The organism is Bacillus sp. 0102A (genome assembly GCF_036765155.1).
In the GTDB taxonomy this organism is placed as follows: Bacteria; Bacillota; Bacilli; order Bacillales; family Bacillaceae; genus Bacillus; species Bacillus subtilis_G.
In genome coordinates this window covers 456,963-478,718 of the sequence record NZ_JBAIZW010000001.1, presented here as the reverse complement: position 1 = coordinate 478,718, position 21,756 = coordinate 456,963, and the positions used below count along the sequence as shown (strand labels likewise).

The window sequence follows — 21,756 nt, the reverse complement described above, 5'->3', positions numbered from 1 at the left end:
TAGATGAAACCAGAATACGAATGTGGAGTGAGGTTCTTGTTACACCAGTTTTCACGCAATGAATTAGCTATCGGAAAGGAAGGCCTTGAAACGCTGAAAAACAGCACGGTTGCTGTGCTTGGGGTCGGCGGAGTCGGATCGTTCGCGGCGGAAGCTCTCGCGAGGTCAGGCGTCGGCCGCATTTTGCTTGTCGACAAAGATGATGTGGACATTACAAACGTAAACCGTCAGCTTCACGCGCTTCTTTCAACAGTCGGACAGCCGAAAGTTGATTTAATGAAAGCGCGGATCGCGGACATTAACCCGGAGTGTGAAGTGATCGCATTAAAAATGTTCTATACGGAAGAAACGTATGAGCAATTTTTTGAATATAAGCTTGACTATGTCATTGATGCGTCAGACACCATTCATTATAAAATCCATTTAATGAAAGAATGTTTGAAACGGGATATTCCGCTCATCTCCAGCATGGGTGCCGCCAATAAAACGGATCCGACACGCTTCCAAATCGCTGATATTTCAAAAACGCACACTGATCCAATTGCGAAGGTTGTCCGTACGAGATTACGGAAAGAGGGCATCAAAAAGGGTGTTCAAGTGATTTTCTCTGACGAAAGCCCGATTGTTATTCGGGAAGATGTCAGAAAAGAAGTGGGAAATGACGAAGCGAACATCCGCAAAGCAAAAATGCCGCCATCTTCTAATGCTTTTGTGCCGTCAGTGGCCGGTTTGATTATGGGTGGGCATGTTGTCATGGATCTTTTGAAAGACATTGAAATCAAACGCGTGAAGGATAAATAACGCATAGAAACAGCCTTGATGATATTCAAGGCTGTTTTTAATTTATTTTCTTTTCATTAATTTGTCGTATACCTGCTTTAATGCGAGTTCGAACTTGCCTGTCTGTTTCGGCTTGTAATATTGCTTGTTTTTTAAAGGATCAGGGAGATATTGCTGTTCGACCCATCCGTTGTCGTAATGATGCGGGTATTTATAGTCGATTCCTCTTCCTAATTCCTGAGCTCCTTTATAATGCGCGTCTTTTAAATGCTTAGGGACATCCCCGATTTTTCCGGATCTGATATCTGCAAGCGCCTCATCGATTGCCAGAATGGCTGAGTTTGATTTCGGCGAGAGGCAAAGTTCAATGACTGCGTTGGCCAGCGGAATTCGTGCTTCGGGAAATCCGACTCGCTCAGCGGTCTGAATAGCGTGCAGCACCCTTGGGCCAGCTTGGGGGCTTGCTAAGCCGATATCTTCATAGGCGATGACAAGCAGTCTTCTTGCAATGCTTTCCAGATCACCAGCTTCAATTAATCTTGCCAAATAGTGAAGAGCAGCGTTGGCATCAGAGCCGCGGATCGATTTTTGAAAAGCGGATAAAACATCATAATGCGCGTCACCATCTTTATCGTGAGTAAAGCTCTTTTTCTGCAAACATTCTTCCGCGGTTTCTAATGTAATGTGAATCACACCGTCTGGTGACTCCTTTGTTGACAACACGGCCAGCTCAAGCGCATTTAAAGCGGAGCGGACATCCCCTCCGCATCCGCGGGCAAAATGATCCATCGCCTGATCCCCAATGGATACAGAATGTGTGCCAAGGCCACGATGCTCATCATGAAGCGCCCGTTCCAGAGCCTGTTTAATCAATTCCGGTGTTAACGGCTCAAGCTCAAAAATCTGTGTCCGGCTTCTGATTGCCGGATTAATGGCATGATACGGATTAGCTGTGGTTGCTCCGATCAAAATGATCATCCCATTTTCTAAATAGGGCAAAAGAAAATCTTGTTTCCCTTTATCCAGCCTGTGAACTTCATCCAGAATCAAAATCACTTGGCCTGACATTTTAGCTTCCTGGGCTACGATTTCCATATCTTTTTTATTGTTAATGACAGCATTCAGCTTCCGAAAAGCAATACTTGTTGAACCGGCGATTGCTGTTGCGATTGATGTTTTTCCAATTCCGGGCGGCCCGTACAAAATCATGGATGACAAATGTTTTGCCTGAACCATTCTGCCGATAATTTTATCTTCAGCCACCAGATGCTGCTGGCCGATAATATCCTCAATTTTTGTCGGACGCATCCGATATGCCAATGGCTTCATCATCATCTCTCCTTACATAATTACAGGGTAACGGAAAACCGGACATTAGGAAAGAGGGAAGCCCGTTTCCCCCCGCCTCAATGAAAAATCGCTGAAGGTATGTTATAATAACAGTTGGTCTATTAGATAATAAACGGACGAATCATATAGAAATTACCATTATAAATGTGGAAAATCATGAAATAACAGAGGTGTTCATGTTGAAAATATCAACTAAGGGAAGATACGGGCTCACCATTATGATTGAACTTGCAAAAAAGCATGGGGAAGGCCCGACTTCATTAAAAAGCATCGCACAGACGAATAATCTGTCCGAGCATTATTTAGAGCAGCTGGTATCGCCGCTCAGAAATGCCGGTTTAGTGAAAAGCATCAGAGGCGCATACGGCGGATATGTATTAGGAAGCGAGCCAGATGCGATCACGGCGGGAGATATCATCCGTGTGCTTGAGGGGCCGATTAGTCCTGTTGAAGTGCTGGAAGACGAGGAGCCCGCCAAGCGTGAGCTCTGGATTCGTATACGTGATGCTGTGAAAGAGGTTTTAGACAGTACAACATTAGAAGATCTTGCCAGCTATACAGACGGAGAGCAAGAAGCTTATATGTTTTATATTTAGAACAGAGGTGCAGACATAATGGAACGGATTTATTTAGATCATGCCGCAACGTCTCCGATGGATGAGCGCGTGCTGGAAAAAATGATCCCTCATTTCTCCGGCAATTTCGGCAATCCATCCAGTATTCATTCATTTGGAAGGGAATCTCGAAAATGGGTGGACGAAGCAAGAGCGCAGATTGCAGCCGAAATCGGAGCGGCGGAGCAGGAGATCATTTTTACAAGCGGCGGGACAGAAGCTGATAACTTAGCCATTATGGGAACCGCGCTTGCAAGAAAAGATTTGGGCAGACACATCATTACGACAAAAATTGAGCATCACGCCGTGCTTCACGCTTGTGAAAAACTTGAGGAAGACGGATTTGAAGTTACGTATCTGGACGTTTGCCAAAATGGTAGAGTCAGTGCAAAACAGGTGAAAGAAGCACTGCGTGATGATACAATCCTTGTGACAGTGATGTATGGAAACAATGAAGTCGGGACAGTGCAGCCGATCGATGAAATCGGTGAGCTGCTGAAGGAACACCAGGCTTATTTTCATACCGATGCTGTTCAGGCATTCGGGTTGCTGCCAATTGATGTGAACAACAGCCATATCGACCTTCTGTCTGTTTCTGGGCACAAGCTCAACGGGCCAAAAGGGACAGGCTTTTTATATGCAAGTAAAGATGTGAAGCTTTCCCCGCTCTTATTTGGGGGAGAGCAAGAAAGAAAACGCCGTGCCGGAACAGAAAATGTTCCCGGCATTGTCGGGCTGAAAGAAGCCATCAAGCTGTCAAGTGAAGAACGGGACGAAAAAAACGAGAAGTATCAATCGTTTAAAACAATCATCGCCGACACGCTTGAAAATGCCGGTGTGGCATTCGAGATCAACGGGGAAAAAGAGCATTGCCTGCCGCATGTTCTGAACCTTTATTTCCCCGGTGTATCAGTGGAAGCGCTGCTGGTGAATCTGGATATGGCGGGAGTAGCTGTTTCAAGCGGATCAGCGTGCACGGCCGGTTCGGTCCTGCCGTCACATGTTCTGACTGCTATGTTCGGAGAAGAGAGTGACCGGCTGACGTCCTCAATTCGGATCAGCTTCGGCCTCGGCAATACCGCTGAGCAAGTGAAAACTGCTGCCAAACATGTGGCCGACGTTGTCAAACGGCTGACACAATAAGGCGGCTTAGTTATTGGAGTGATTGAAATTGGAAAAACGGCCGGAAGATACAAGAGTCGTCGTCGGTATGTCCGGCGGTGTAGACTCATCTGTGGCGGCCCTGCTGTTAAAAGAACAGGGCTATGATGTTATCGGAATCTTTATGAAAAACTGGGATGATACGGACGAAAACGGTTTTTGCACGGCGACAGAGGATTATGAAGATGTGATCCGCGTCTGCAACCAAATCGGAATCCCGTACTATGCCGTTAATTTTGAAAAGCAATATTATGAGAAGGTATTTCAATACTTCCTTGATGAATATAAAGCAGGCAGAACACCAAACCCGGATGTGCTGTGCAACAAAGAAATTAAATTCAAGGCGTTTTTGGAGCACGCTCTGTCACTTGGCGCAGACTTTCTAGCGACTGGCCACTATGCAAGGGTAGACAGAAGCGGCGGCAAAGTCAGAATGCTGCGAGGCATTGATGAAAACAAAGATCAAACGTACTTCTTGAATCAGCTGACAGAAGATACGCTTAGCAAAGTCATGTTCCCGATCGGCGAGCTTCAAAAAAGCCGTGTGCGTGAAATTGCCAAAGAAGCAGATCTTGCAACAGCGACGAAAAAAGACAGTACAGGCATCTGTTTTATCGGTGAACGCAACTTCAAAACATTTCTTAGCCAATATCTCCCTGCGCAACCGGGCGATATGATGACAATGGACGGCGAAGTTAAAGGACGCCATGACGGATTAATGTACTATACGATCGGACAGCGTCACGGACTTGGCATCGGCGGAAGCGGCGAGCCGTGGTTTGCGGTCGGTAAAGATCTTGAAAAGAACATCCTCTACGTGGATCAAGGGTTCCATAACCCGCTTCTTTATTCCGACAAAATTACAGCAACGAATATGAGCTGGGTTCGTCCGGATATCATGAAGGGCGAAGAGATTTCCTGCACGGCTAAATTCCGTTACCGTCAAGAAGATCATAAAGTGACGGTGCGCATGACGGGTGAAGGCGAAGCGGAAGTCATCTTCGATGAACAAGTCCGCGCTGTTACGCCGGGACAGGCCGTTGTCTTCTATGATGGCGAAGAATGCCTTGGCGGCGGAACAATTGATGATGTGTACAAAGACGGAACAAAATTGTGGTACGTATAAAAGATGAAAAACCTCAACACTGAGTTGGGGTTTTTTAATGAAAGGAAGATGATCGGTGGATTATAATCAACTCGGCATAGAGGCGATGCAGGAAGGCGATTACGAGAAAGCGGCAGAGGCATTTACAAAAGCGATTGAAGAAAATAAAGAAGACGCGATTCCGTATATTAACTTTGCAAACCTGCTTTCATCCGTAAACGAGCTGGAACGGGCGCTTGCGTTTTATGATAAAGCGCTTGAATTAGACAATAGCGCAGCCACTGCGTATTATGGGGCAGGAAATGTCTATGTGGTAAAAGAAAAATACAAAGAAGCGAAAGACATGTTTGAAAAGGCGCTTCGTGCTGGAATGGAAAACGGCGACCTGTTTTACATGCTCGGAACGGTTCTTATCAAGCTCGAGCAACCTAAGCTTGCACTGCCATATTTACAAAGAGCGGTTGAACTGAATGAGAATGATGCGGAAGCGCGCTTTCAATTTGGGATGTGCTTAGCAAACGAGGGCATGCTGGACGAAGCCCTCGGCCAGTTCACAGCTGTAACTGAGCTAAATCCGGGGCACGCTGATGCATTTTACAATGCCGGTGTCGCTTATGCATATAAAGAAAATCGAGAAAAAGCGCTAGAAATGCTGGACAAGGCGATTGCCATCCAGCCGGATCATATGCTTGCGCTTCATGCTAAAAAACTGATCGATCCATCATAACAGCACAGGAGGAGGGACAGCTCGTGCAGCAGCATCCGGATCAGCTTAACATGGAGGAAGAGCCCTATTTAAAAGGGACAGTCAACACAGTCATCTATCATAATGACACCAATTTATATACGGTTCTGAAAGTGAAAGTCAGAGAGACCTCCGAAGCCATTGAAGATAAAGCCGTATCCGTGACGGGCTACTTCCCTGCGCTTCAAGAAGAAGAGACTTACACATTTTACGGAAAGATCGTAACCCATCCAAAATTCGGGCTCCAATTTCAGGCGGAGCATTTCAAAAAGGAGATTCCGACGACTAAGGAAGGCATCATTCACTATTTATCGAGTGATTTGTTCGAGGGGATCGGCAAAAAAACAGCCGAAGAAATTGTGAAAAAACTGGGTGACAGCGCGATTAATAAAATACTAGCGGACGCTTCAGTGCTTTACGACGTTCCAAAGCTGTCAAAAAAGAAAGCTGACACGCTAGCCGGCGCCCTGCAGCGGCATCAGGGACTGGAACAAATCATGATATCCCTTAATCAGTTTGGATTCGGCCCGCAGCTGTCTATGAAAATCTATCAAGCCTATGAATCGGAGACGCTGGAAAAGATTCAGGAAAATCCTTATCAGCTTGTGAAAGATGTAGAAGGCATCGGGTTTGGAAAAGCGGATGAACTGGGCAGCAGAATGGGGCTTTCGGGTAATCATCCTGAGCGGGTAAAAGCTGCCATTTTATACACACTTGAAACAACTTGTCTGTCAGATGGGCATACGTACATAGAAACGGAACAGCTTATTATCGACACCCAATCACTGTTAAATCAAGCAAGAGAAGGGCAACGCATCTCAGAAATGGATGCAGCTAACGCGATTATCGCTCTGGGAGAAAATAAAGACATTGTCATAGAAGATGGCCGCTGTTATTTTCCATCTCTGTTCTACGCGGAACAAAATGTTGCAAAGCGCGTGAAACATATCGCAAGCCAAACTGATTATGACGACCAGTTTCCTGAATCAGAATTTCTGCTTGCTTTGGGAGAGCTGGAGGAACGGATGAACGTTCAGTATGCCCCCAGCCAGAAGGAAGCGATTCAAAAAGCCCTTTCCTCACCGATGCTGCTTTTAACGGGAGGCCCGGGAACAGGGAAAACGACGGTAATCAGAGGGATTGTGGAATTGTACGGAGAGCTTCATGGTGTGTCGCTAGACCCGTCAGCTTATAAAAAGGATGAAGCTTTTCCGATTGTATTGGCCGCACCGACAGGGAGAGCGGCGAAACGGATGAGTGAATCAACGGGCCTTCCGGCAGTCACGATTCACAGGCTCCTTGGCTGGAATGGCGCAGAGGGCTTTACCCATACAGAGGATCAGCCGATCGAAGGGAAGCTGTTAATCATCGATGAAGCGAGTATGCTTGATATATGGCTTGCAAACCATATGTTCAAGGCGATCCCTGATCATATTCAAATCATCATTGTGGGAGACGAAGATCAGCTGCCTTCTGTCGGTCCGGGCCAAGTGCTGAGAGACCTTTTGGCATCTCAGGTGATACCCACTGTGAGACTGACAGATATTTACCGCCAGGCGGAAGGATCATCAATCGTCGAGCTTGCCCACCAGATGAAAAATGGTTTGCTGCCAAACAATTTGACTGCCCCGACGAAGGACCGTTCCTTTATTCGCTGCGGAGGATCGCAAATTAAAGAGGTAGTTGAAAAGGTCGTCGCTAATGCATTGAAAAAAGGCTATACGGCAAAGGACATTCAGGTTCTCGCTCCGATGTACAGAGGAAAAGCCGGGATCAATGAACTAAATGTAATGCTGCAGGACATTTTAAATCCTCCTAAAGAAAAACGGAGGGAATTGAAGTTCGGAGATGTTGTCTACAGAACCGGAGATAAAATTTTGCAGCTCGTCAATCAGCCGGAAAACAATGTATTCAACGGAGATATTGGCGAAATTACGTCGATATTTTATGCGAAGGAAAATACAGAAAAAGAAGATATGGCTGTCGTTTCTTTTGACGGGAATGAAATGACGTTTACGAAAAAAGACTTTAACCAGTTTACACACGCGTATTGCTGCTCTATTCATAAATCGCAGGGAAGTGAATTTCCGATTGTGGTTTTGCCTGTGGTGAAAGGCTATTATAGAATGCTCAGAAGAAACCTTCTTTATACTGCGATTACAAGAGCGAAGAAGTTTCTCATTTTATGCGGAGAAGAGGAGGCGCTGGAGTGGGGCGTGAAAAATAATGACGCAACGGTCAGGCAGACCGCCTTGAGAAACAGGCTCTCAATACAGATTGAGGAAATGGATGCTGAGCTTGAGGCTTTGCAAAAAGAGCTCCCATTCAGCGTACACGATGCCAATATTGGTATGGAAGGCATTACACCATTCGATTTTATGAAAGAAGGACAGCTGTAAAAAAGCTCCCGCGCTGCGGGAGTTTTTTTATTTTGCGGTGGAAGTGATTTCATCGTATGAGTCTAAGGTGCAAAGCAAAACCTAAGCTTGTTCAACAAAAGGTGGTTGATCACACTTTGAGAACATGCCATGAGATAGAAGGATTCCCAGTATACTCAGAACGAACTTCTTGTTATCTTGGGACAATTTCCGATATTTGTTTTTCTCTTAAGGGAGATTGTCTCGGGTTTATTCTTGCACAAAAACGGTTTTTGCATCATCATCACGCGTTATTACGGGCGTGTGATATTTCTTGCATTCTTGATGACCGCATATTGGTCTCGATCAGTTCAGATCAGCTTCTGCCTCTTCCGAAATCATGCTTCACATACGAGCAGATGAAAATGAAGCTTGTAAAATCGCAAGAGGGGGATATATTGGGGATGCTGGAAGATGTATACTTTTGTTTGGACAGGGGCATAATCGTAGCATATGAACTCTCGGACGGTTTCTTTTCTGATCTGGCGGGAAGCAAGCATCAGATCCAAAGAGCGGATTCGCTTGTCGAGGTGCGGAAAGACGAGATCGTTCTGAACGGATAGAGGTGTGAGATATGCTTATATGCCCGAACTGCAAAAGTAAGGATATCGGGAAAATCGGCGTGAACCAATATTATTGCTGGAGCTGTTTTATTGAACTGACAGTAGCCAAAGGGAAGATTGCAACTCATCAGGTGGAAGAAGACGGAACGTTAAGCAGCTTAGATGATTTGTTTTCTGAGGATGAACGCAGCATCAATTTTTAATGATGAAGGGAGATGCGCAGGATGAATCGGACGATGACTTCTCTTTTGGCATTGGGAGCCGGGGCTCTCGTGTACCGAATGACGACTCAATCCGACATGCTGAATAATCGAAGCATGAAGCGGATGAGAAGAAGAATAACGAAAATGTTTTAAGTGAAAAAGGATACTCTCCGGAAGAGTATCCTTTTTGTTATAAGGAGAGAGAATAATTCGCACCGTTCCTCAAAAGATATAGAAGAGGTGAAAGCAGATGCTTCAAAAACCGGTGCAGCTTTTGTTGTGGGTGGCCATTTGTTTGCTGGTCCTGTTAACAGTCTACGTCTTTTTTATGCTTGATGTGTTATGGTCGCCCTTTTGGCTCGTCATAAAAACAATCTTTATTCCCTTGATCATTTCCATTTTTATTTCTTATTTATTGCTCCCGGTCACGGAGTGGCTGCACGGCAAAGGATTGCCGAGGACCTTGAGCATCTTGGTGATTTATGTTCTTTTTTTTGGTGGAATTGGCTGGGCGCTGTATAAAGGGGTGCCTGTTTTAATTGTGCAGCTGACGGATTTATCAGAGAATATCCCTATGTTTGCTGATACGTATAACGGGCTCCTTCTTCATGTGCATAACCATACTGATGACTGGCCGGACGGCATGCACCATCGGATAGATAAAATGATCCGCCAGACGGAGGCGTTTTTCGCGGGAGCGATCGAGGGTGCAATCAGCGGAATTCGCAACGTGCTTGATTATTTCATCATTGCGGCAACAATCCCTTTTCTCGTGTTTTATATGGTAAAGGATATTGAGTTGATGAAAAAGACGGTATGGTACTTGACTCCGAAGTCGTGGAGAAAGCGGGGCAGCGCCTTCTTGCGGGATGTGGATGACTCTCTTGGCGATTACGTCCGCGGCCAGCTTCTGGTCTGTTTCATTCTCGGCGTGCTGGCGGGCGTTACATTCTGGATATTTGGGCTTCCATATCCGTTGATCTTAGGCCTAATTTCAGGGATAACGAATGTCATACCTTATTTTGGTCCGTTTATCGGAGCGGTTCCTGCGCTTTTAATTGCGATGACGATCTCAGTGAATGCGATACTTGTTGTGGTGATTACAGTGTTTACTCTGCAGTTTATGGAAGGGAATATCCTCAGTCCGTTCATTGTCGGAAGAAGCCTTAAAATGCATCCTGTCATCATCATGCTTGCGCTGCTTGCCGGAGGAGAGCTTGCGGGAATCGTCGGGATGATTCTGGCTGTTCCTGCGACGGCTGTTTTAAAAGTGATGATGATCCATTTTTTGCGGATGAGGACGGAGCATTGACATTGACGTGCAGCTTGTCTATAATTTCTCGTAGAATACATACGAATCTCGAGTGACGGATCCGAGTACGCCGAAGCCCTGTTAAAGAGAGAAGCTCCGCAAGCTGAAAGGAGCTTTATCAGAAGATCGGAGGAAGCTAATCCTGAGTGCAGTTAATCACTGCCGCACATCCTGCGTTACAGGGTAAAAGGTGACGGGCGAATGATAAATAAAGCCCGTAATCAGGGTGGTACCGCGAGACAGCTCTCGTCCCTGTGTAAACGTGTGGTTTGCATAGGGGGAGGGCTTTTTTGCTGTCACTAAAGAGAATTTCGATTTTTATAGAGGAGGAAATACAATGAAACACTTAACTTCTGCTGAAGTTCGTCAAATGTTTTTGGATTTCTTTAAAGAAAAAGGACATGCGGTAGAGCCAAGCGCATCATTAGTGCCACATGAGGATCCTTCACTGCTTTGGATCAACAGCGGTGTTGCGACACTGAAAAAATATTTTGACGGCCGTGTCGTTCCGGAAAATCCAAGAATCGTAAACGCTCAAAAAGCGATCAGAACAAACGATATAGAAAATGTAGGTAAAACTGCGCGCCATCATACATTCTTTGAAATGCTCGGAAACTTTTCCATTGGCGATTATTTCAAAGAAGAAGCCATTACATGGGCTTGGGAGTTTTTAACGAGTGACAAGTGGATCGGTTTCGACAAAGAGCTTCTCTCTGTTACGGTTCACCCTGAGGATGAAGAGGCGTATGAGTACTGGGCGAAAAAAATCGGTATTCCTGAGGACAGAATTATCCGTCTGGAAGGGAACTTCTGGGACATCGGTGAAGGACCGAGCGGACCGAACACAGAGATCTTCTACGACCGCGGTGAAGCATACGGAAATGATCCGGAAGATCCGGAGCTTTACCCAGGCGGAGAAAACGACCGTTACCTGGAAGTATGGAATCTTGTGTTCTCTGAGTTCAACCATAACCCTGACGGCACGTACACGCCGCTTCCGAAGAAAAACATTGATACGGGCATGGGGCTTGAAAGAATGGTATCTGTCATCCAGAATGTTCCGACAAACTTTGATACCGATTTATTTGTTCCGATCATCAAAGCAACAGAAAGCATTTCTGGTGAAACATATGGCAAAGACAATGTGAAAGATACTGCGTTTAAAGTGATTGCCGACCACATCAGAACGGTCGCCTTTGCTGTCAGTGACGGGGCGCTGCCGTCCAATGAAGGCCGCGGCTATGTCTTAAGACGCTTATTGCGCCGGGCAGTGCGTTATGCCAAAACAATCAACATCCACCGTCCGTTTATGTACGACTTAGTGCCGGTTGTCGCTGAAATCATGGCTGATTTCTATCCTGAAGTAAAAGAGAAAGCGGATTTTATCGCAAAAGTCATCAAAACTGAAGAAGAGCGCTTCCACGAAACTCTTAACGAAGGGCTTGCGATCCTGTCAGAAATGATCAAAAAAGAAAAAGGCAAGGGCAGCAGCGTTATTTCAGGGGCCGATGTGTTTAAACTGTACGATACGTATGGATTCCCAGTTGAACTGACGGAAGAATACGCCGAAGACGAGAATATGACGGTTGACCATGAAGGCTTTGAAGAAGAAATGAATCAGCAGCGTGAACGGGCAAGAAACGCCCGCCAGGATGTCGGCAGCATGCAGGTGCAGGGCGGCGCATTGCGCGACGTGACCGATGAAAGCACATTTGTCGGCTACTCTCAAACAAAAGCTGATGCCAGTGTCATCGTGCTTCTTCAAGACGGCCAATTCATTGAAGAGGCTCATGAAGGAGACAGCGTTCAAGTGATTCTTGATGAAACACCGTTCTATGCAGAAAGCGGCGGCCAAATCGGCGATAAAGGCTATCTCCGCAGCGAACAGGCAGTGGTAAGAATTAAAGATGTACAAAAAGCGCCGAACGGCCAGCATGTGCATGAAGGTGTTGTGGAAAGCGGCACTGTTCAAAAAGGCCTGCATGTTACTGCTGAAGTTGAAGACCATATGAGAAGCGGCGTCATTAAAAACCATACGGCAACGCATTTATTGCATCAGGCACTAAAAGACGTTCTTGGAACTCATGTCAATCAGGCGGGATCTCTTGTGACTGAAAACCGCCTTCGTTTTGATTTCTCGCACTTTGGTCAAGTGACAAAAGAAGAGCTTGAACAAATTGAAAGAATCGTAAACGAAAAGATCTGGGCGAGCATCCCGGTCAGCATTGATTTGAAACCGATCGCTGAAGCAAAAGAAATGGGCGCGATGGCTCTGTTCGGCGAAAAATACGGCGACATTGTCCGTGTCGTTCAAGTCGGAGATTACAGTTTAGAGCTGTGCGGCGGATGCCATGTCAGAAACACAGCGGAAATCGGCTTGTTTAAAGTGGCTTCTGAATCTGGAATCGGCGCGGGCACAAGACGGATTGAAGCTGTAACGGGGCAAGGCGCTTACGAAGAAATGAACAGCCAAATTTCAGTATTGAAGCACGCTGCTGACGAGCTGAAAACAAATATCAAAGAAGTGCCGAAACGGGTTGCGGCTCTGCAGGCTGAACTGAAGGAAGCACAAAGAGAAAATGAATCTCTTCTTGCGAAACTAGGCAACGTGGAAGCAGGAGCGATTCTGTCAAAAGTGAAAAATGTTGACGGTGTGAGTGTGCTTGCGGAAAAAGTAAATGCGAAAGACATGAATCATCTCCGCACAATGGTGGACGAACTGAAAGCGAAGATTGGATCTGCGGTGATTGTGCTCGGTGCGGTACAAAACGATAAAGTCAATATTTCCGCCGGCGTAACAAAGGATCTCATTGAGAAAGGCCTACATGCCGGCAAGCTGGTCAAACAAGCTGCGGAAGTTTGCGGCGGTGGCGGCGGAGGCCGTCCGGATATGGCGCAGGCAGGCGGCAAACAGCCGGAAAAATTAGAAGAAGCTTTGACTTCTGTAGAAGATTGGGTGAAATCCGTTTTATAATTTGCCCATGTAGTGTAGAATGATGGTAAGATTAGGACCCCAGGCTGAACTTTGCCTGCGAATTTGGGAAAGAGGTGCAAAACGGTGAGCTCGTTTGATAAAACGATGAAATTTAATTTCTCCGATGATTCTGCTGAGACTAACGTAAATGAAGTGCTGATTACAGTGTATGACGCGCTTCAGGAAAAGGGCTACAATCCAATCAATCAGATTGTCGGATACTTGCTGTCAGGTGATCCCGCTTATATTCCTAGGCATCGTGACGCTCGTAATTTAATTCGCAAACTTGAAAGAGACGAATTAATCGAGGAATTGGTGAAGTCTTATTTAGAACAGCATAAAGAGGCGTAAAAAAGATGAGAATATTAGGACTCGATTTAGGAACCAAAACACTCGGTGTTGCTCTGAGCGACGAAATGGGCTGGACTGCTCAGGGCATTGAGACCATAAAGATCAATGAAGCTGAAGGCGATTATGGTTTTTCCCGTTTATCTGATCTGATTCAGGAGTATACTATAGATAAAATCGTGCTCGGCTTTCCTAAGAATATGAACGGAACAGTCGGCCCGAGAGGCGAAGCCAGCCAAACATTTGCGAAAATGCTTGAAACAACGTACAATGTTCCTGTTGTGCTGTGGGACGAGCGTCTTACCACAATGGCGGCTGAAAAAATGCTGATTGCCGCTGATGTCAGCAGGCAAAAACGAAAAAAAGTCATTGATAAAATGGCGGCTGTTATGATTTTGCAAGGATATCTTGACAGTTTAAATTAAAGCCAGGGGTGAAGAAAATGGAACACGGCGAAAATAATATTACAATTGTTGACGATCAAGGAAATGAACAGCTTTGTGAAGTGCTGTTTACATTTGAAAACGAAGAGTTTGGGAAGTCTTATGTGCTGTACTACCCAATGGAAGCAAAAGATGATGAAGAAGTAGAAATTCTTGCTTCCAGCTTCACGCCAAACGAAGGCAGTGAAAACGGTGAGCTACATCCGATCGAAACTGACGAAGAATGGGATATGATTGAAGAAACCCTTAACACATTCTTAGCGGACGAAGACGAAGAATAAAACACCGCGCCAAAGCCGGAGCCATACTGCTCCGGCTTTTTTTATGCTGTATAAGGCCTCTTTCACCCTTGTTTTGTAATAAATTGCCGAAATCCAATGAATCATGTAGTATAAGAGCTGATGGGAGGAGACCTAATGTATATCAATCAGCAAAAAAAATCATTCTTCAATAAAAAAAGAATCATACTGTCTTCCATTATAGTGCTGCTTCTCATCATTGGCGGGGCATTTTTATATGGGAAAACATTGCTTGAACCTGTTGAAAAAGACAGTGAAACGACAGTTAACATCAACATTCCGAGCGGCTCGTCTGTTTCGGCCATCGCATCGATATTGAAGAAAAACGATGTCATAAAAAGTGAGAAGGCATTTCAGTATTATGTCAAATATAAAGGCGCTTCCGGGTTTCAGGCGGGATTCTACCATTTGAATAAAGGAATGGATGTAGATGCCATTATTCATAAGCTGACGAGCGGGGCTACAGGCTATGCATTTCAAATTACGGCAACTGAGGGAGCGCAGCTGACACAAATCGCGGCCGCTATTGCTGATGAAACGAAATACTCTAAAAAACAAGTCATGGCGAAGCTGGACGATGAAACATTTATTAATCAGCTGAAGAAAGAATTCCCGGGCACTATTACAAACGATGTTTTCAATAAAAACATTAAGCATCCGCTGGAAGGGTACCTATTCCCGGCTACATACCCTTTTCATGATCCAGACACGTCACTTGAAGACATCATCACGGCAATGGTTAAACAGACAAATTCTTATGTCGAAACATACAAAGCAGAAATGAAGAAAAATAAACTTTCCGTGCATAAGCTGCTGACGATGGCTTCTTTGATTGAAGAAGAAGCGACTGAAAAAGTCGATCGCCATAAAATTGCGAGCGTCTTTTATAACCGTCTGAAGAAGAAAATGCCGCTCCAAACAGATCCGACCGTGCTATACGCGGCAGGCAAGCATAAAGATCGTGTTCTTTATAAGGATTTGGAAATCGATTCACCGTACAATACGTATAAAAACCCGGGATTGACGCCAGGACCGATTGCCAACGCCGGCATGTCGTCATGGGAAGCGGCGTTGCATCCAGATCAAACGGACTATCTGTACTTCTTGGCTAAATCAAGTGGTGAGGTTGTATTTACAAAAACGTTAAAAGAGCATAATAAAGCAAAAGAAAAATACATTTTCTCAAAAAATGAGCAATAAAAGGGGAGCAAAAAGCTCTCCTTTTGTTCGCTTTCCGCAAGGTTTTATGATAAAATATATCGGGTTGTTTACCGATGTATCATGACGTATTCAGAGAGTGTCCTGTGTAAAAAGACTGGGGCACTCCTTTTTAGAACGGGAGGCTGTTTGTAGTGACTGACCGGTATGAACAAATAAATGACTATATAGAAGCATTATTGAAGCCTCGGCCGGAAAACGTGAAGAAGCTTGAAGCATATGCAGATGAACATCATGTCCCAATTATGGAAAAAGCGGGCATGGCGGTGCTGCTTCAAATTTTGTCTGTGAAACAGCCGAAAAAAATACTAGAAATCGGAACGGCCATTGGTTATTCCGCCATTCGTATGGCGCTGGAGCTGCCGTCTGCCGAAATATATACAATTGAACGCAATGAGAAACGGCATGAAGAAGCGGTAAACAATATCAAGGAGTTTCAGCTTGATGACCGGATTCATGTTTTTTACGGAGACGCGCTTGAATTAGCCGCCGCCGTTCATGTAACCGCGCCTTACGATGTCATTTTTATTGACGCTGCAAAAGGTCAGTATCAAAACTTTTTTCATTTATATGAACCGATGCTTTCGCCGGACGGGGTGATTATAACAGACAATGTGCTGTTTAAAGGTCTGGTGGCAGAGGATTACAGCAAAATAGAACCGAAAAGAAGGCGCAGGCTGATAGCAAAAATTGATGAATATAATCATTGGCTGATGAATCATCCGGATTATCAAACTGCGATTATTCCAGTCGGGGACGGACTTGCGATTAGTAAAAAGAAGAGGTGAACGTCATGAAAAAACCAGAGCTCTTAGTAACGCCGACGAGTACGGCGGACATTTTGCCGCTGATACAGGCGGGGGCAACTGCGTTTTTAGTTGGGGAACAGAGATACGGCTTGAGATTAGCCGGGGAATTTTCTCGTGAAGATGTAACAAAAGCTGTAGAGATCGCTCACAAAGAAGGGGCAAAAGTATACGTTGCTGTAAATGCCATTTTCCATAACGATAAAGTGGGAGAGCTTGGCGAATATCTGGCTTATTTAGCGGAAACCGGTGTCGATGCAGCCGTGTTTGGCGATCCTGCCGTGCTTATGGCTGCTCGTGAATCTGCGCCTGACCTGAAGCTTCATTGGAGCACAGAAACGACAGGCACCAACTACTATACATGCAACTACTGGGGACGCAAAGGCGCGGCGCGTTCTGTGCTTGCCAGAGAGTTAAACATGGACAGTATGGTGGAGATCAAAGAAAACGCCGAAGTCGAAATTGAAATCCAGGTGCATGGAATGACGTGCATGTTCCAATCGAAGCGTTCTTTGATTGGAAACTATTTTGAATACCAAGGCAAAGTCATGGACATTGAAGGAAAGAAAAAGGAATCGGGCATGTTTTTGCACGATAAAGAACGTGACAATAAATATCCGATTTTCGAAGATGAAAACGGCACGCACATCATGAGCCCGAACGATGTGTGCATCATTGATGAGCTCGAAGAATTGATAGATGCCGGCATTGATTCTTTCCAAATCGACGGTGTCCTGAAAACGTCTGAATACTTAATAGAAGTCACCAAAATGTACAGAGAAGCCATTGATCTGTGTGTGGAAAACCGTGACGAATATGAAGCGAAAAAAGAAGACTGGATCGAACGCATTGAAAGCATCCAGCCAGTAAACAGAAAAATCGATACCGGATTCTTCTTCAAAGAAACGGTTTATTAATCAAAAGGAGGTTAAGCTATGACTGCCGTAAATGATAAGATATCCAAAATTGTCAATGGTAAGCGTGTGATTACGAAAAAGCCCGAGCTTCTCGCACCCGCGGGTAATCTTGAAAAGCTGAAAATTGCTGTTCATTACGGAGCGGACGCGGTCTTTATCGGAGGACAGGAATACGGTCTGCGCTCAAATGCCGATAACTTTACGATCGAAGAAATTGCAGAAGGCGTAGAATTCGCGAAACAATATGGCGCAAAGATTTACGTGACGACGAATATTTTCGCCCATAATGAAAACATGGACGGGCTAGAAGAATATTTAAAAGCGCTTGGAGACGCCAACGTCGCCGGCATCATTGTGGCAGATCCGCTTATTATCGAAACATGCCGCAGAGTGGCGCCGAATGTTGAGGTTCACTTGAGCACGCAGCAGTCTCTTTCAAACTGGAAGGCTGTCCAGTTCTGGAAGGAAGAAGGCCTTGACCGCGTTGTGCTTGCACGTGAAACAAGCGCTCTCGAAATCAGAGAAATGAAAGAAAAGGTAGATATCGAAATCGAATCCTTTATTCACGGCGCGATGTGTATCGCATATTCCGGCCGCTGCGTGTTGAGCAATCACATGACAGCGCGGGATTCCAACCGCGGAGGCTGCTGCCAGTCATGCCGCTGGGATTATGATCTGTATCAAACAGACGGTGCCAACGCCGTCGCTTTGTATGGTGGAGAAGATGCGCCATTTGCAATGAGCCCTAAAGATTTGAAACTGATTGAATCCATTCCGAAAATGATCGAAATGGGCATCGACAGCTTAAAGATTGAAGGACGCATGAAGTCAATTCACTATGTAGCGACAGTTGTCAGCGTATACCGCAAAGTCATTGACGCTTATTGCGCTGATCCGGATCACTTTGTGATTCAAAAAGAATGGCTTGAAGAGCTTGATAAGTGCGCCAACCGGGACACTGCGACAGCTTTCTTTGAAGGAACGCCAGGCTATGAAGAGCAAATGTTCGGCGAGCACGCCAAAAAAACGACGTTTGATTTTGTCGGCTTGGTGCTGAATTATGACGAAGACACACAAATGGTCACGCTTCAGCAGCGTAATTTCTTCAAAAAAGGCGACGAAGTGGAATTTTTCGGTCCGGAAATTGAAAACTTTACACATACGATTGAAGCCATTTGGGACGAAGACGGAAATGAGCTAGATGCTGCCCGCCATCCCCTGCAAATTGTCAAATTCAAACTAGACAAAAAGATTTATCCGAGCAACATGATGAGAAAGGGGAAGTAACAACCCATGGGTAAGAATCCAGTAGTCATTGGAATCGCAGGAGGTTCCGGTTCAGGAAAAACGAGTGTCACACGGTCCATTTATGAACAATTTAAAGGGCACTCGATTTTAATGATCCAGCAAGACCTTTATTATAAAGACCAAAGCCATCTTCCATTTGAAGAAAGGCTGAACACAAACTATGATCATCCGCTTGCGTTTGATAATGACTATTTAATCGAGCATATTCAAGATCTATTGAATTACCGCCCGATTGAAAAGCCGATTTACGACTATAAGCTTCACACACGTTCAGAAGAAACGGTTCACGTAGAGCCAAAGGATGTTATTATCCTTGAAGGCATTCTTGTTCTTGAAGACAAAAGACTCCGTGATCTGATGGATATCAAGCTTTACGTGGATACAGACGCTGACTTGCGTATCATCAGACGGATTATGAGAGATATTAATGAGCGCGGCCGCTCTATTGATTCTGTCATTGAACAATATGTGTCAGTTGTCCGCCCGATGCATAACCAATTCGTTGAACCGACAAAACGATACGCTGATATTATTATCCCGGAAGGCGGACAGAATCACGTCGCGATTGATCTGATGGTCACGAAAATACAGACCATCCTTGAACAAAACGCGATTTTGTAATACCATAGCATAGACATAAATAACTCTGACCATATTATGTATAGGCAGGAAGGGGATGTGCGAATTCCCTTCTTTCCCTGTTTATAAACGCGAAATATTTGCAGAACGACAAGATTCAGTTTAAGATAAACAGTACCTATATGGGAGAGAAGAACGAGGACTGCCCTGTGTTCTCATTCTTGAATTTTTTAGTTTATGCTCTCATACATAATCGAAGATGTTGAGGGACAACCAGAAGGAGTGAAGGGACATGGCACAAGAGAAAGTTTTTCCTATGACTGAAGAAGGAAAACAAAAACTTGAACAAGAATTGGAATATTTGAAAACGGTTAAACGAAAAGAAGTAGTAGAGCGCATCAAAATTGCGAGAAGTTTCGGAGACCTTTCCGAGAACTCTGAATACGATTCAGCAAAAGAAGAGCAGGCATTCGTAGAGGGCCGTGTAACGACTCTAGAAAATATGATCCGCAACGCGAAAATCATTGAAGATGACGGCGGCTCTAACGTTGTCGGTTTGGGTAAAACGGTTACTTTCGTCGAATTGCCTGACGGTGAAGAAGAATCATATACAATCGTTGGAAGCGCTGAAGCTGATCCGTTTGAAGGGAAAATCTCAAACGACTCACCGATCGCAAAAAGCCTGCTGGGCAAAAAAGTCGATGATGAAGTCACAGTTCAAACACCGGGCGGAGAAATGCTCGTGAAAATTGTGAAAATTTCATAATATCCGTTTAGCGGATAAACACCTCGTCCACAATGTGGGTGAGGTGTTTTTTTATGAAGATATCGAAACGAATGAAGCTGGCAGTCATCGCTTTTTTGATCGTGTTTTTTTTGCTGTTGCTGCGGCTGGCGGAAATCCAGCTGTTTTTCACCGAATCATTTTCTAAAAAGAAAATCAATTTGATCCAGGAAAGTGTGAAACAGCGGACGGAGGAAGTGCTCATTTCTGACGGAAGAGGTTCCTTTTTAGATCGAAACGGGCAGGCGCTGACCGGAAAAAGCGAGCCTGCAGTTGTTTTGTTCCCTTTTCTGCTGACGCAGGATTGGCCGATCAAAAAAGTTGCGGACATCCTCGGCATGTCTGAAGATGAATTGCACCAGACACTCACAAAAGCAAAAAAACCGGTCATTTTGCATCAAAGGAAAATCAAAACACTTTCGAAACAATCCATTACAAAAATCAATTCTTTGAAATATCCCGGCATTTACGGCGTATATATGGAGAATGAAGCCAAGCCAAGCCTTGCTTCACATACGATAGGAAGCACAAATCAAGATCCGGCGCTTCTCCGGAAGAAATATCCTGACCAGGAGAACCTCCCAATTACAACGAAAATCGGAACAACCGGCTTAGAACGGACATTCGATGAGTTTTTGCTTCCAGAACAAGATACAAAACTTTTATATCATGTGGACGGAAGAGGAAATCCTTTGTTTGGCATGGACGTCAAATATACAGCTGAAGCCAATACGTTTTATCCGCTCCAGGTCAAAACAACGATCGATCAAAGCATTCAAAAAGCGATGGAGGAGGTATTGGATGAACAGGGGCTGAAAAAAGGAGGAGCTGTGCTGCTGGACATCGAAAATAGCAGTGTTCTGGGAATTGTAAGCAAACCGAATGCGGATGTGTCCCGGCAAAACACGCTTCAAAATTACATGCTGACGCCAATCTATCCCGGTTCTGTTTTTAAAACAGTCATTGCCGCAGCTGCAATCGAAAATGATACGGTGAAGCCGAGTCAAACCTTTAATTGCAATTTAAACCTGTATGGGGAACCGGGCGACGACAAAGGAACCTTGTCTTTTGATGAAAGTTTTGCCCAGAGCTGCAATTACACATTTACCAGTCTTGCAGAACAATTAATGAAAAAAGACAGCTCGGTTATTGAAGATATGGCAGAAAAGCTGGCTCTCACAGATCGGGCAGGCTGGGAAGGAAAACTGTATCACGAATCAAATTTCCGTCAATTGTATAATGAAAAAAGCGGCGTGGTTTGGGGGGATGAAAAAGACAAATCAGTCAAAAAAGCCATTGCGCAAACAGCGATCGGGCAGAAAAATGTGAAGGTAACGCCGCTCGAGGTAGCCAATATGATGGCGGCCATCGCCCGTGGCGGAGAAAAGCGGCAGGTGAAAATCGCTGAACAAATTGAATATAAAAACGGCACAACGCTCGCCAAGTTTAAAGATCAGAAGCTCAGCGGAGAAACGATAGACAAATATACGGCACAGCAGCTTCAAAAAATGCTGCGGCGGGTGGTGGAATCTCCTTCCGGAACGGGCAGAAGGTTTCAGGATCTTCCGTATACTGTAGCAGGGAAGTCAGGTACAGCCCAGACAGGCAAGCTTTCAAAAGAGCAAAAAGCACTCTATGAAAAATGGTTTGCCGGATATTTTCCGGCTGATAAGCCGAAATACGCTCTTGTCGTTTTACACATGGATACGCCGGGGGATAAGGCTCTGACAAATTCCGTGTTTTATGATATTGTTAAAAAAGTACACGAAATTGAAATCAATCAGAAATAGAACAACTTCTCAGCACATGGTAAAATATATGCTGAGCCAA

At 45.0% G+C, this 21,756-nt stretch carries 22 protein-coding genes; 21 read left to right on the top strand and 1 reads right to left on the bottom strand.

Features of this window, described 5'->3' with window-relative positions; genetic code table 11:
- The first annotated feature begins 36 nt into the window (after positions 1–36).
- Positions 37–801 carry a tRNA threonylcarbamoyladenosine dehydratase gene (locus V6D41_RS02765; RefSeq protein WP_333517206.1) on the top strand — a complete coding sequence of 255 codons (765 nt, stop codon included), beginning with the start codon at positions 37–39 and terminating at the stop codon, positions 799–801.
- 42 nt (positions 802–843) lie between these two features.
- Here the strand turns inward: V6D41_RS02765 and V6D41_RS02760 are convergent, their stop codons facing one another.
- A complete protein-coding gene (locus V6D41_RS02760; protein ID WP_333517205.1) occupies positions 844–2,109 on the bottom strand; it encodes a replication-associated recombination protein A in 1,266 nt (421 codons plus the stop codon).
- A 200-nt stretch (positions 2,110–2,309) separates the two neighbouring features.
- Here V6D41_RS02760 and cymR point away from each other — a divergent pair, with 200 nt between their 5' ends.
- The 20 genes from cymR to V6D41_RS02660 all read left to right on the top strand — a co-directional run bounded on the left by cymR (position 2,310) and on the right by V6D41_RS02660 (position 21,716).
- On the top strand, positions 2,310–2,726 hold the full coding sequence (gene cymR, locus V6D41_RS02755) for a cysteine metabolism transcriptional regulator CymR (RefSeq protein ID WP_003225879.1): 417 nt from the start codon (positions 2,310–2,312) through the stop codon (positions 2,724–2,726).
- An 18-nt stretch (positions 2,727–2,744) separates the two neighbouring features.
- Complete coding sequence (locus tag V6D41_RS02750; RefSeq protein WP_333517204.1) at positions 2,745–3,887, top strand: cysteine desulfurase family protein; 1,143 nt, start codon at positions 2,745–2,747, stop codon at positions 3,885–3,887.
- Between the two features lie 28 nt (positions 3,888–3,915).
- Positions 3,916–5,031 (top strand): tRNA 2-thiouridine(34) synthase MnmA, encoded by a 1,116-nt coding sequence (gene mnmA / locus V6D41_RS02745; protein WP_333517203.1) that lies wholly within the window; start codon positions 3,916–3,918, stop codon positions 5,029–5,031.
- A gap of 85 nt (positions 5,032–5,116) precedes the next feature.
- Positions 5,117–5,737: a tetratricopeptide repeat protein gene (locus V6D41_RS02740; RefSeq protein ID WP_333517424.1), complete on the top strand. Its 621-nt coding sequence runs from the start codon at positions 5,117–5,119 to the stop codon at positions 5,735–5,737.
- 23 nt (positions 5,738–5,760) lie between these two features.
- Positions 5,761–8,154, top strand: a complete 2,394-nt coding sequence (recD2, locus tag V6D41_RS02735) for an SF1B family DNA helicase RecD2 (RefSeq protein ID WP_333517202.1) — start codon at positions 5,761–5,763, stop codon at positions 8,152–8,154.
- A gap of 56 nt (positions 8,155–8,210) precedes the next feature.
- A complete protein-coding gene (locus tag V6D41_RS02730) occupies positions 8,211–8,735 on the top strand; it encodes a PRC-barrel domain-containing protein (RefSeq protein WP_148962202.1) in 525 nt (174 codons plus the stop codon).
- Positions 8,736–8,746: 11 nt separating this feature from the next.
- Complete coding sequence (locus tag V6D41_RS02725; RefSeq protein ID WP_087992266.1) at positions 8,747–8,938, top strand: hypothetical protein; 192 nt, start codon at positions 8,747–8,749, stop codon at positions 8,936–8,938.
- Between the two features lie 21 nt (positions 8,939–8,959).
- Positions 8,960–9,091 carry a YrzQ family protein gene (locus V6D41_RS02720; protein ID WP_148962201.1) on the top strand — a complete coding sequence of 44 codons (132 nt, stop codon included), beginning with the start codon at positions 8,960–8,962 and terminating at the stop codon, positions 9,089–9,091.
- A 97-nt stretch (positions 9,092–9,188) separates the two neighbouring features.
- Positions 9,189–10,250 carry an AI-2E family transporter gene (locus tag V6D41_RS02715; protein WP_333517201.1) on the top strand — a complete coding sequence of 354 codons (1,062 nt, stop codon included), beginning with the start codon at positions 9,189–9,191 and terminating at the stop codon, positions 10,248–10,250.
- 337 nt (positions 10,251–10,587) lie between these two features.
- Entirely contained in the window at positions 10,588–13,224 is a 2,637-nt protein-coding gene (alaS, locus tag V6D41_RS02710; RefSeq protein ID WP_333517200.1) for an alanine--tRNA ligase, read from the top strand.
- Between the two features lie 84 nt (positions 13,225–13,308).
- On the top strand, positions 13,309–13,575 hold the full coding sequence (locus V6D41_RS02705) for an IreB family regulatory phosphoprotein (RefSeq protein WP_003225903.1): 267 nt from the start codon (positions 13,309–13,311) through the stop codon (positions 13,573–13,575).
- Positions 13,576–13,580: 5 nt separating this feature from the next.
- Positions 13,581–13,997 carry a Holliday junction resolvase RuvX gene (gene ruvX, locus V6D41_RS02700; RefSeq protein WP_087992262.1) on the top strand — a complete coding sequence of 139 codons (417 nt, stop codon included), beginning with the start codon at positions 13,581–13,583 and terminating at the stop codon, positions 13,995–13,997.
- Between the two features lie 17 nt (positions 13,998–14,014).
- On the top strand, positions 14,015–14,296 hold the full coding sequence (locus V6D41_RS02695; RefSeq protein ID WP_087992261.1) for a DUF1292 domain-containing protein: 282 nt from the start codon (positions 14,015–14,017) through the stop codon (positions 14,294–14,296).
- Between the two features lie 135 nt (positions 14,297–14,431).
- Positions 14,432–15,514, top strand: coding sequence for an endolytic transglycosylase MltG (gene mltG / locus V6D41_RS02690; protein ID WP_333517199.1), 1,083 nt, complete (start codon positions 14,432–14,434; stop codon positions 15,512–15,514).
- A gap of 152 nt (positions 15,515–15,666) precedes the next feature.
- Complete coding sequence (locus V6D41_RS02685) at positions 15,667–16,320, top strand: O-methyltransferase (protein WP_087992259.1); 654 nt, start codon at positions 15,667–15,669, stop codon at positions 16,318–16,320.
- Positions 16,321–16,325: 5 nt separating this feature from the next.
- A complete protein-coding gene (locus V6D41_RS02680) occupies positions 16,326–17,255 on the top strand; it encodes a peptidase U32 family protein (protein ID WP_087992258.1) in 930 nt (309 codons plus the stop codon).
- An 18-nt stretch (positions 17,256–17,273) separates the two neighbouring features.
- Positions 17,274–18,542, top strand: coding sequence for a peptidase U32 family protein (locus V6D41_RS02675; RefSeq protein ID WP_087992257.1), 1,269 nt, complete (start codon positions 17,274–17,276; stop codon positions 18,540–18,542).
- 6 nt (positions 18,543–18,548) lie between these two features.
- Positions 18,549–19,184 (top strand): uridine kinase, encoded by a 636-nt coding sequence (udk, locus tag V6D41_RS02670; protein ID WP_003225916.1) that lies wholly within the window; start codon positions 18,549–18,551, stop codon positions 19,182–19,184.
- 250 nt (positions 19,185–19,434) lie between these two features.
- Positions 19,435–19,908 (top strand): transcription elongation factor GreA, encoded by a 474-nt coding sequence (greA, locus tag V6D41_RS02665; protein WP_010327863.1) that lies wholly within the window; start codon positions 19,435–19,437, stop codon positions 19,906–19,908.
- 53 nt (positions 19,909–19,961) lie between these two features.
- Entirely contained in the window at positions 19,962–21,716 is a 1,755-nt protein-coding gene (locus V6D41_RS02660) for a peptidoglycan D,D-transpeptidase FtsI family protein (RefSeq protein ID WP_333517198.1), read from the top strand.
- Positions 21,717–21,756: the final 40 nt, after the last annotated feature.

Coding starts and splice junctions, on each gene's coding strand:
- V6D41_RS02740 (WP_333517424.1), top strand. CDS start 5,117: ATGCAGGAAGGCGATTACGAGAAAGCGGCAGAGGCATTTACAAAAGCG.
- V6D41_RS02660 (WP_333517198.1), top strand. CDS start 19,962: ATGAAGATATCGAAACGAATGAAGCTGGCAGTCATCGCTTTTTTGATC.
- V6D41_RS02730 (WP_148962202.1), top strand. CDS start 8,211: ATGAGTCTAAGGTGCAAAGCAAAACCTAAGCTTGTTCAACAAAAGGTG.
- ruvX (WP_087992262.1), top strand. CDS start 13,581: ATGAGAATATTAGGACTCGATTTAGGAACCAAAACACTCGGTGTTGCT.
- V6D41_RS02675 (WP_087992257.1), top strand. CDS start 17,274: ATGACTGCCGTAAATGATAAGATATCCAAAATTGTCAATGGTAAGCGT.
- V6D41_RS02760 (WP_333517205.1), bottom strand. CDS start 2,109: ATGAAGCCATTGGCATATCGGATGCGTCCGACAAAAATTGAGGATATT.
- udk (WP_003225916.1), top strand. CDS start 18,549: ATGGGTAAGAATCCAGTAGTCATTGGAATCGCAGGAGGTTCCGGTTCA.
- alaS (WP_333517200.1), top strand. CDS start 10,588: ATGAAACACTTAACTTCTGCTGAAGTTCGTCAAATGTTTTTGGATTTC.
- V6D41_RS02695 (WP_087992261.1), top strand. CDS start 14,015: ATGGAACACGGCGAAAATAATATTACAATTGTTGACGATCAAGGAAAT.
- greA (WP_010327863.1), top strand. CDS start 19,435: ATGGCACAAGAGAAAGTTTTTCCTATGACTGAAGAAGGAAAACAAAAA.
- V6D41_RS02725 (WP_087992266.1), top strand. CDS start 8,747: ATGCTTATATGCCCGAACTGCAAAAGTAAGGATATCGGGAAAATCGGC.
- V6D41_RS02680 (WP_087992258.1), top strand. CDS start 16,326: ATGAAAAAACCAGAGCTCTTAGTAACGCCGACGAGTACGGCGGACATT.
- V6D41_RS02720 (WP_148962201.1), top strand. CDS start 8,960: ATGAATCGGACGATGACTTCTCTTTTGGCATTGGGAGCCGGGGCTCTC.
- mltG (WP_333517199.1), top strand. CDS start 14,432: ATGTATATCAATCAGCAAAAAAAATCATTCTTCAATAAAAAAAGAATC.
- V6D41_RS02750 (WP_333517204.1), top strand. CDS start 2,745: ATGGAACGGATTTATTTAGATCATGCCGCAACGTCTCCGATGGATGAG.
- V6D41_RS02715 (WP_333517201.1), top strand. CDS start 9,189: ATGCTTCAAAAACCGGTGCAGCTTTTGTTGTGGGTGGCCATTTGTTTG.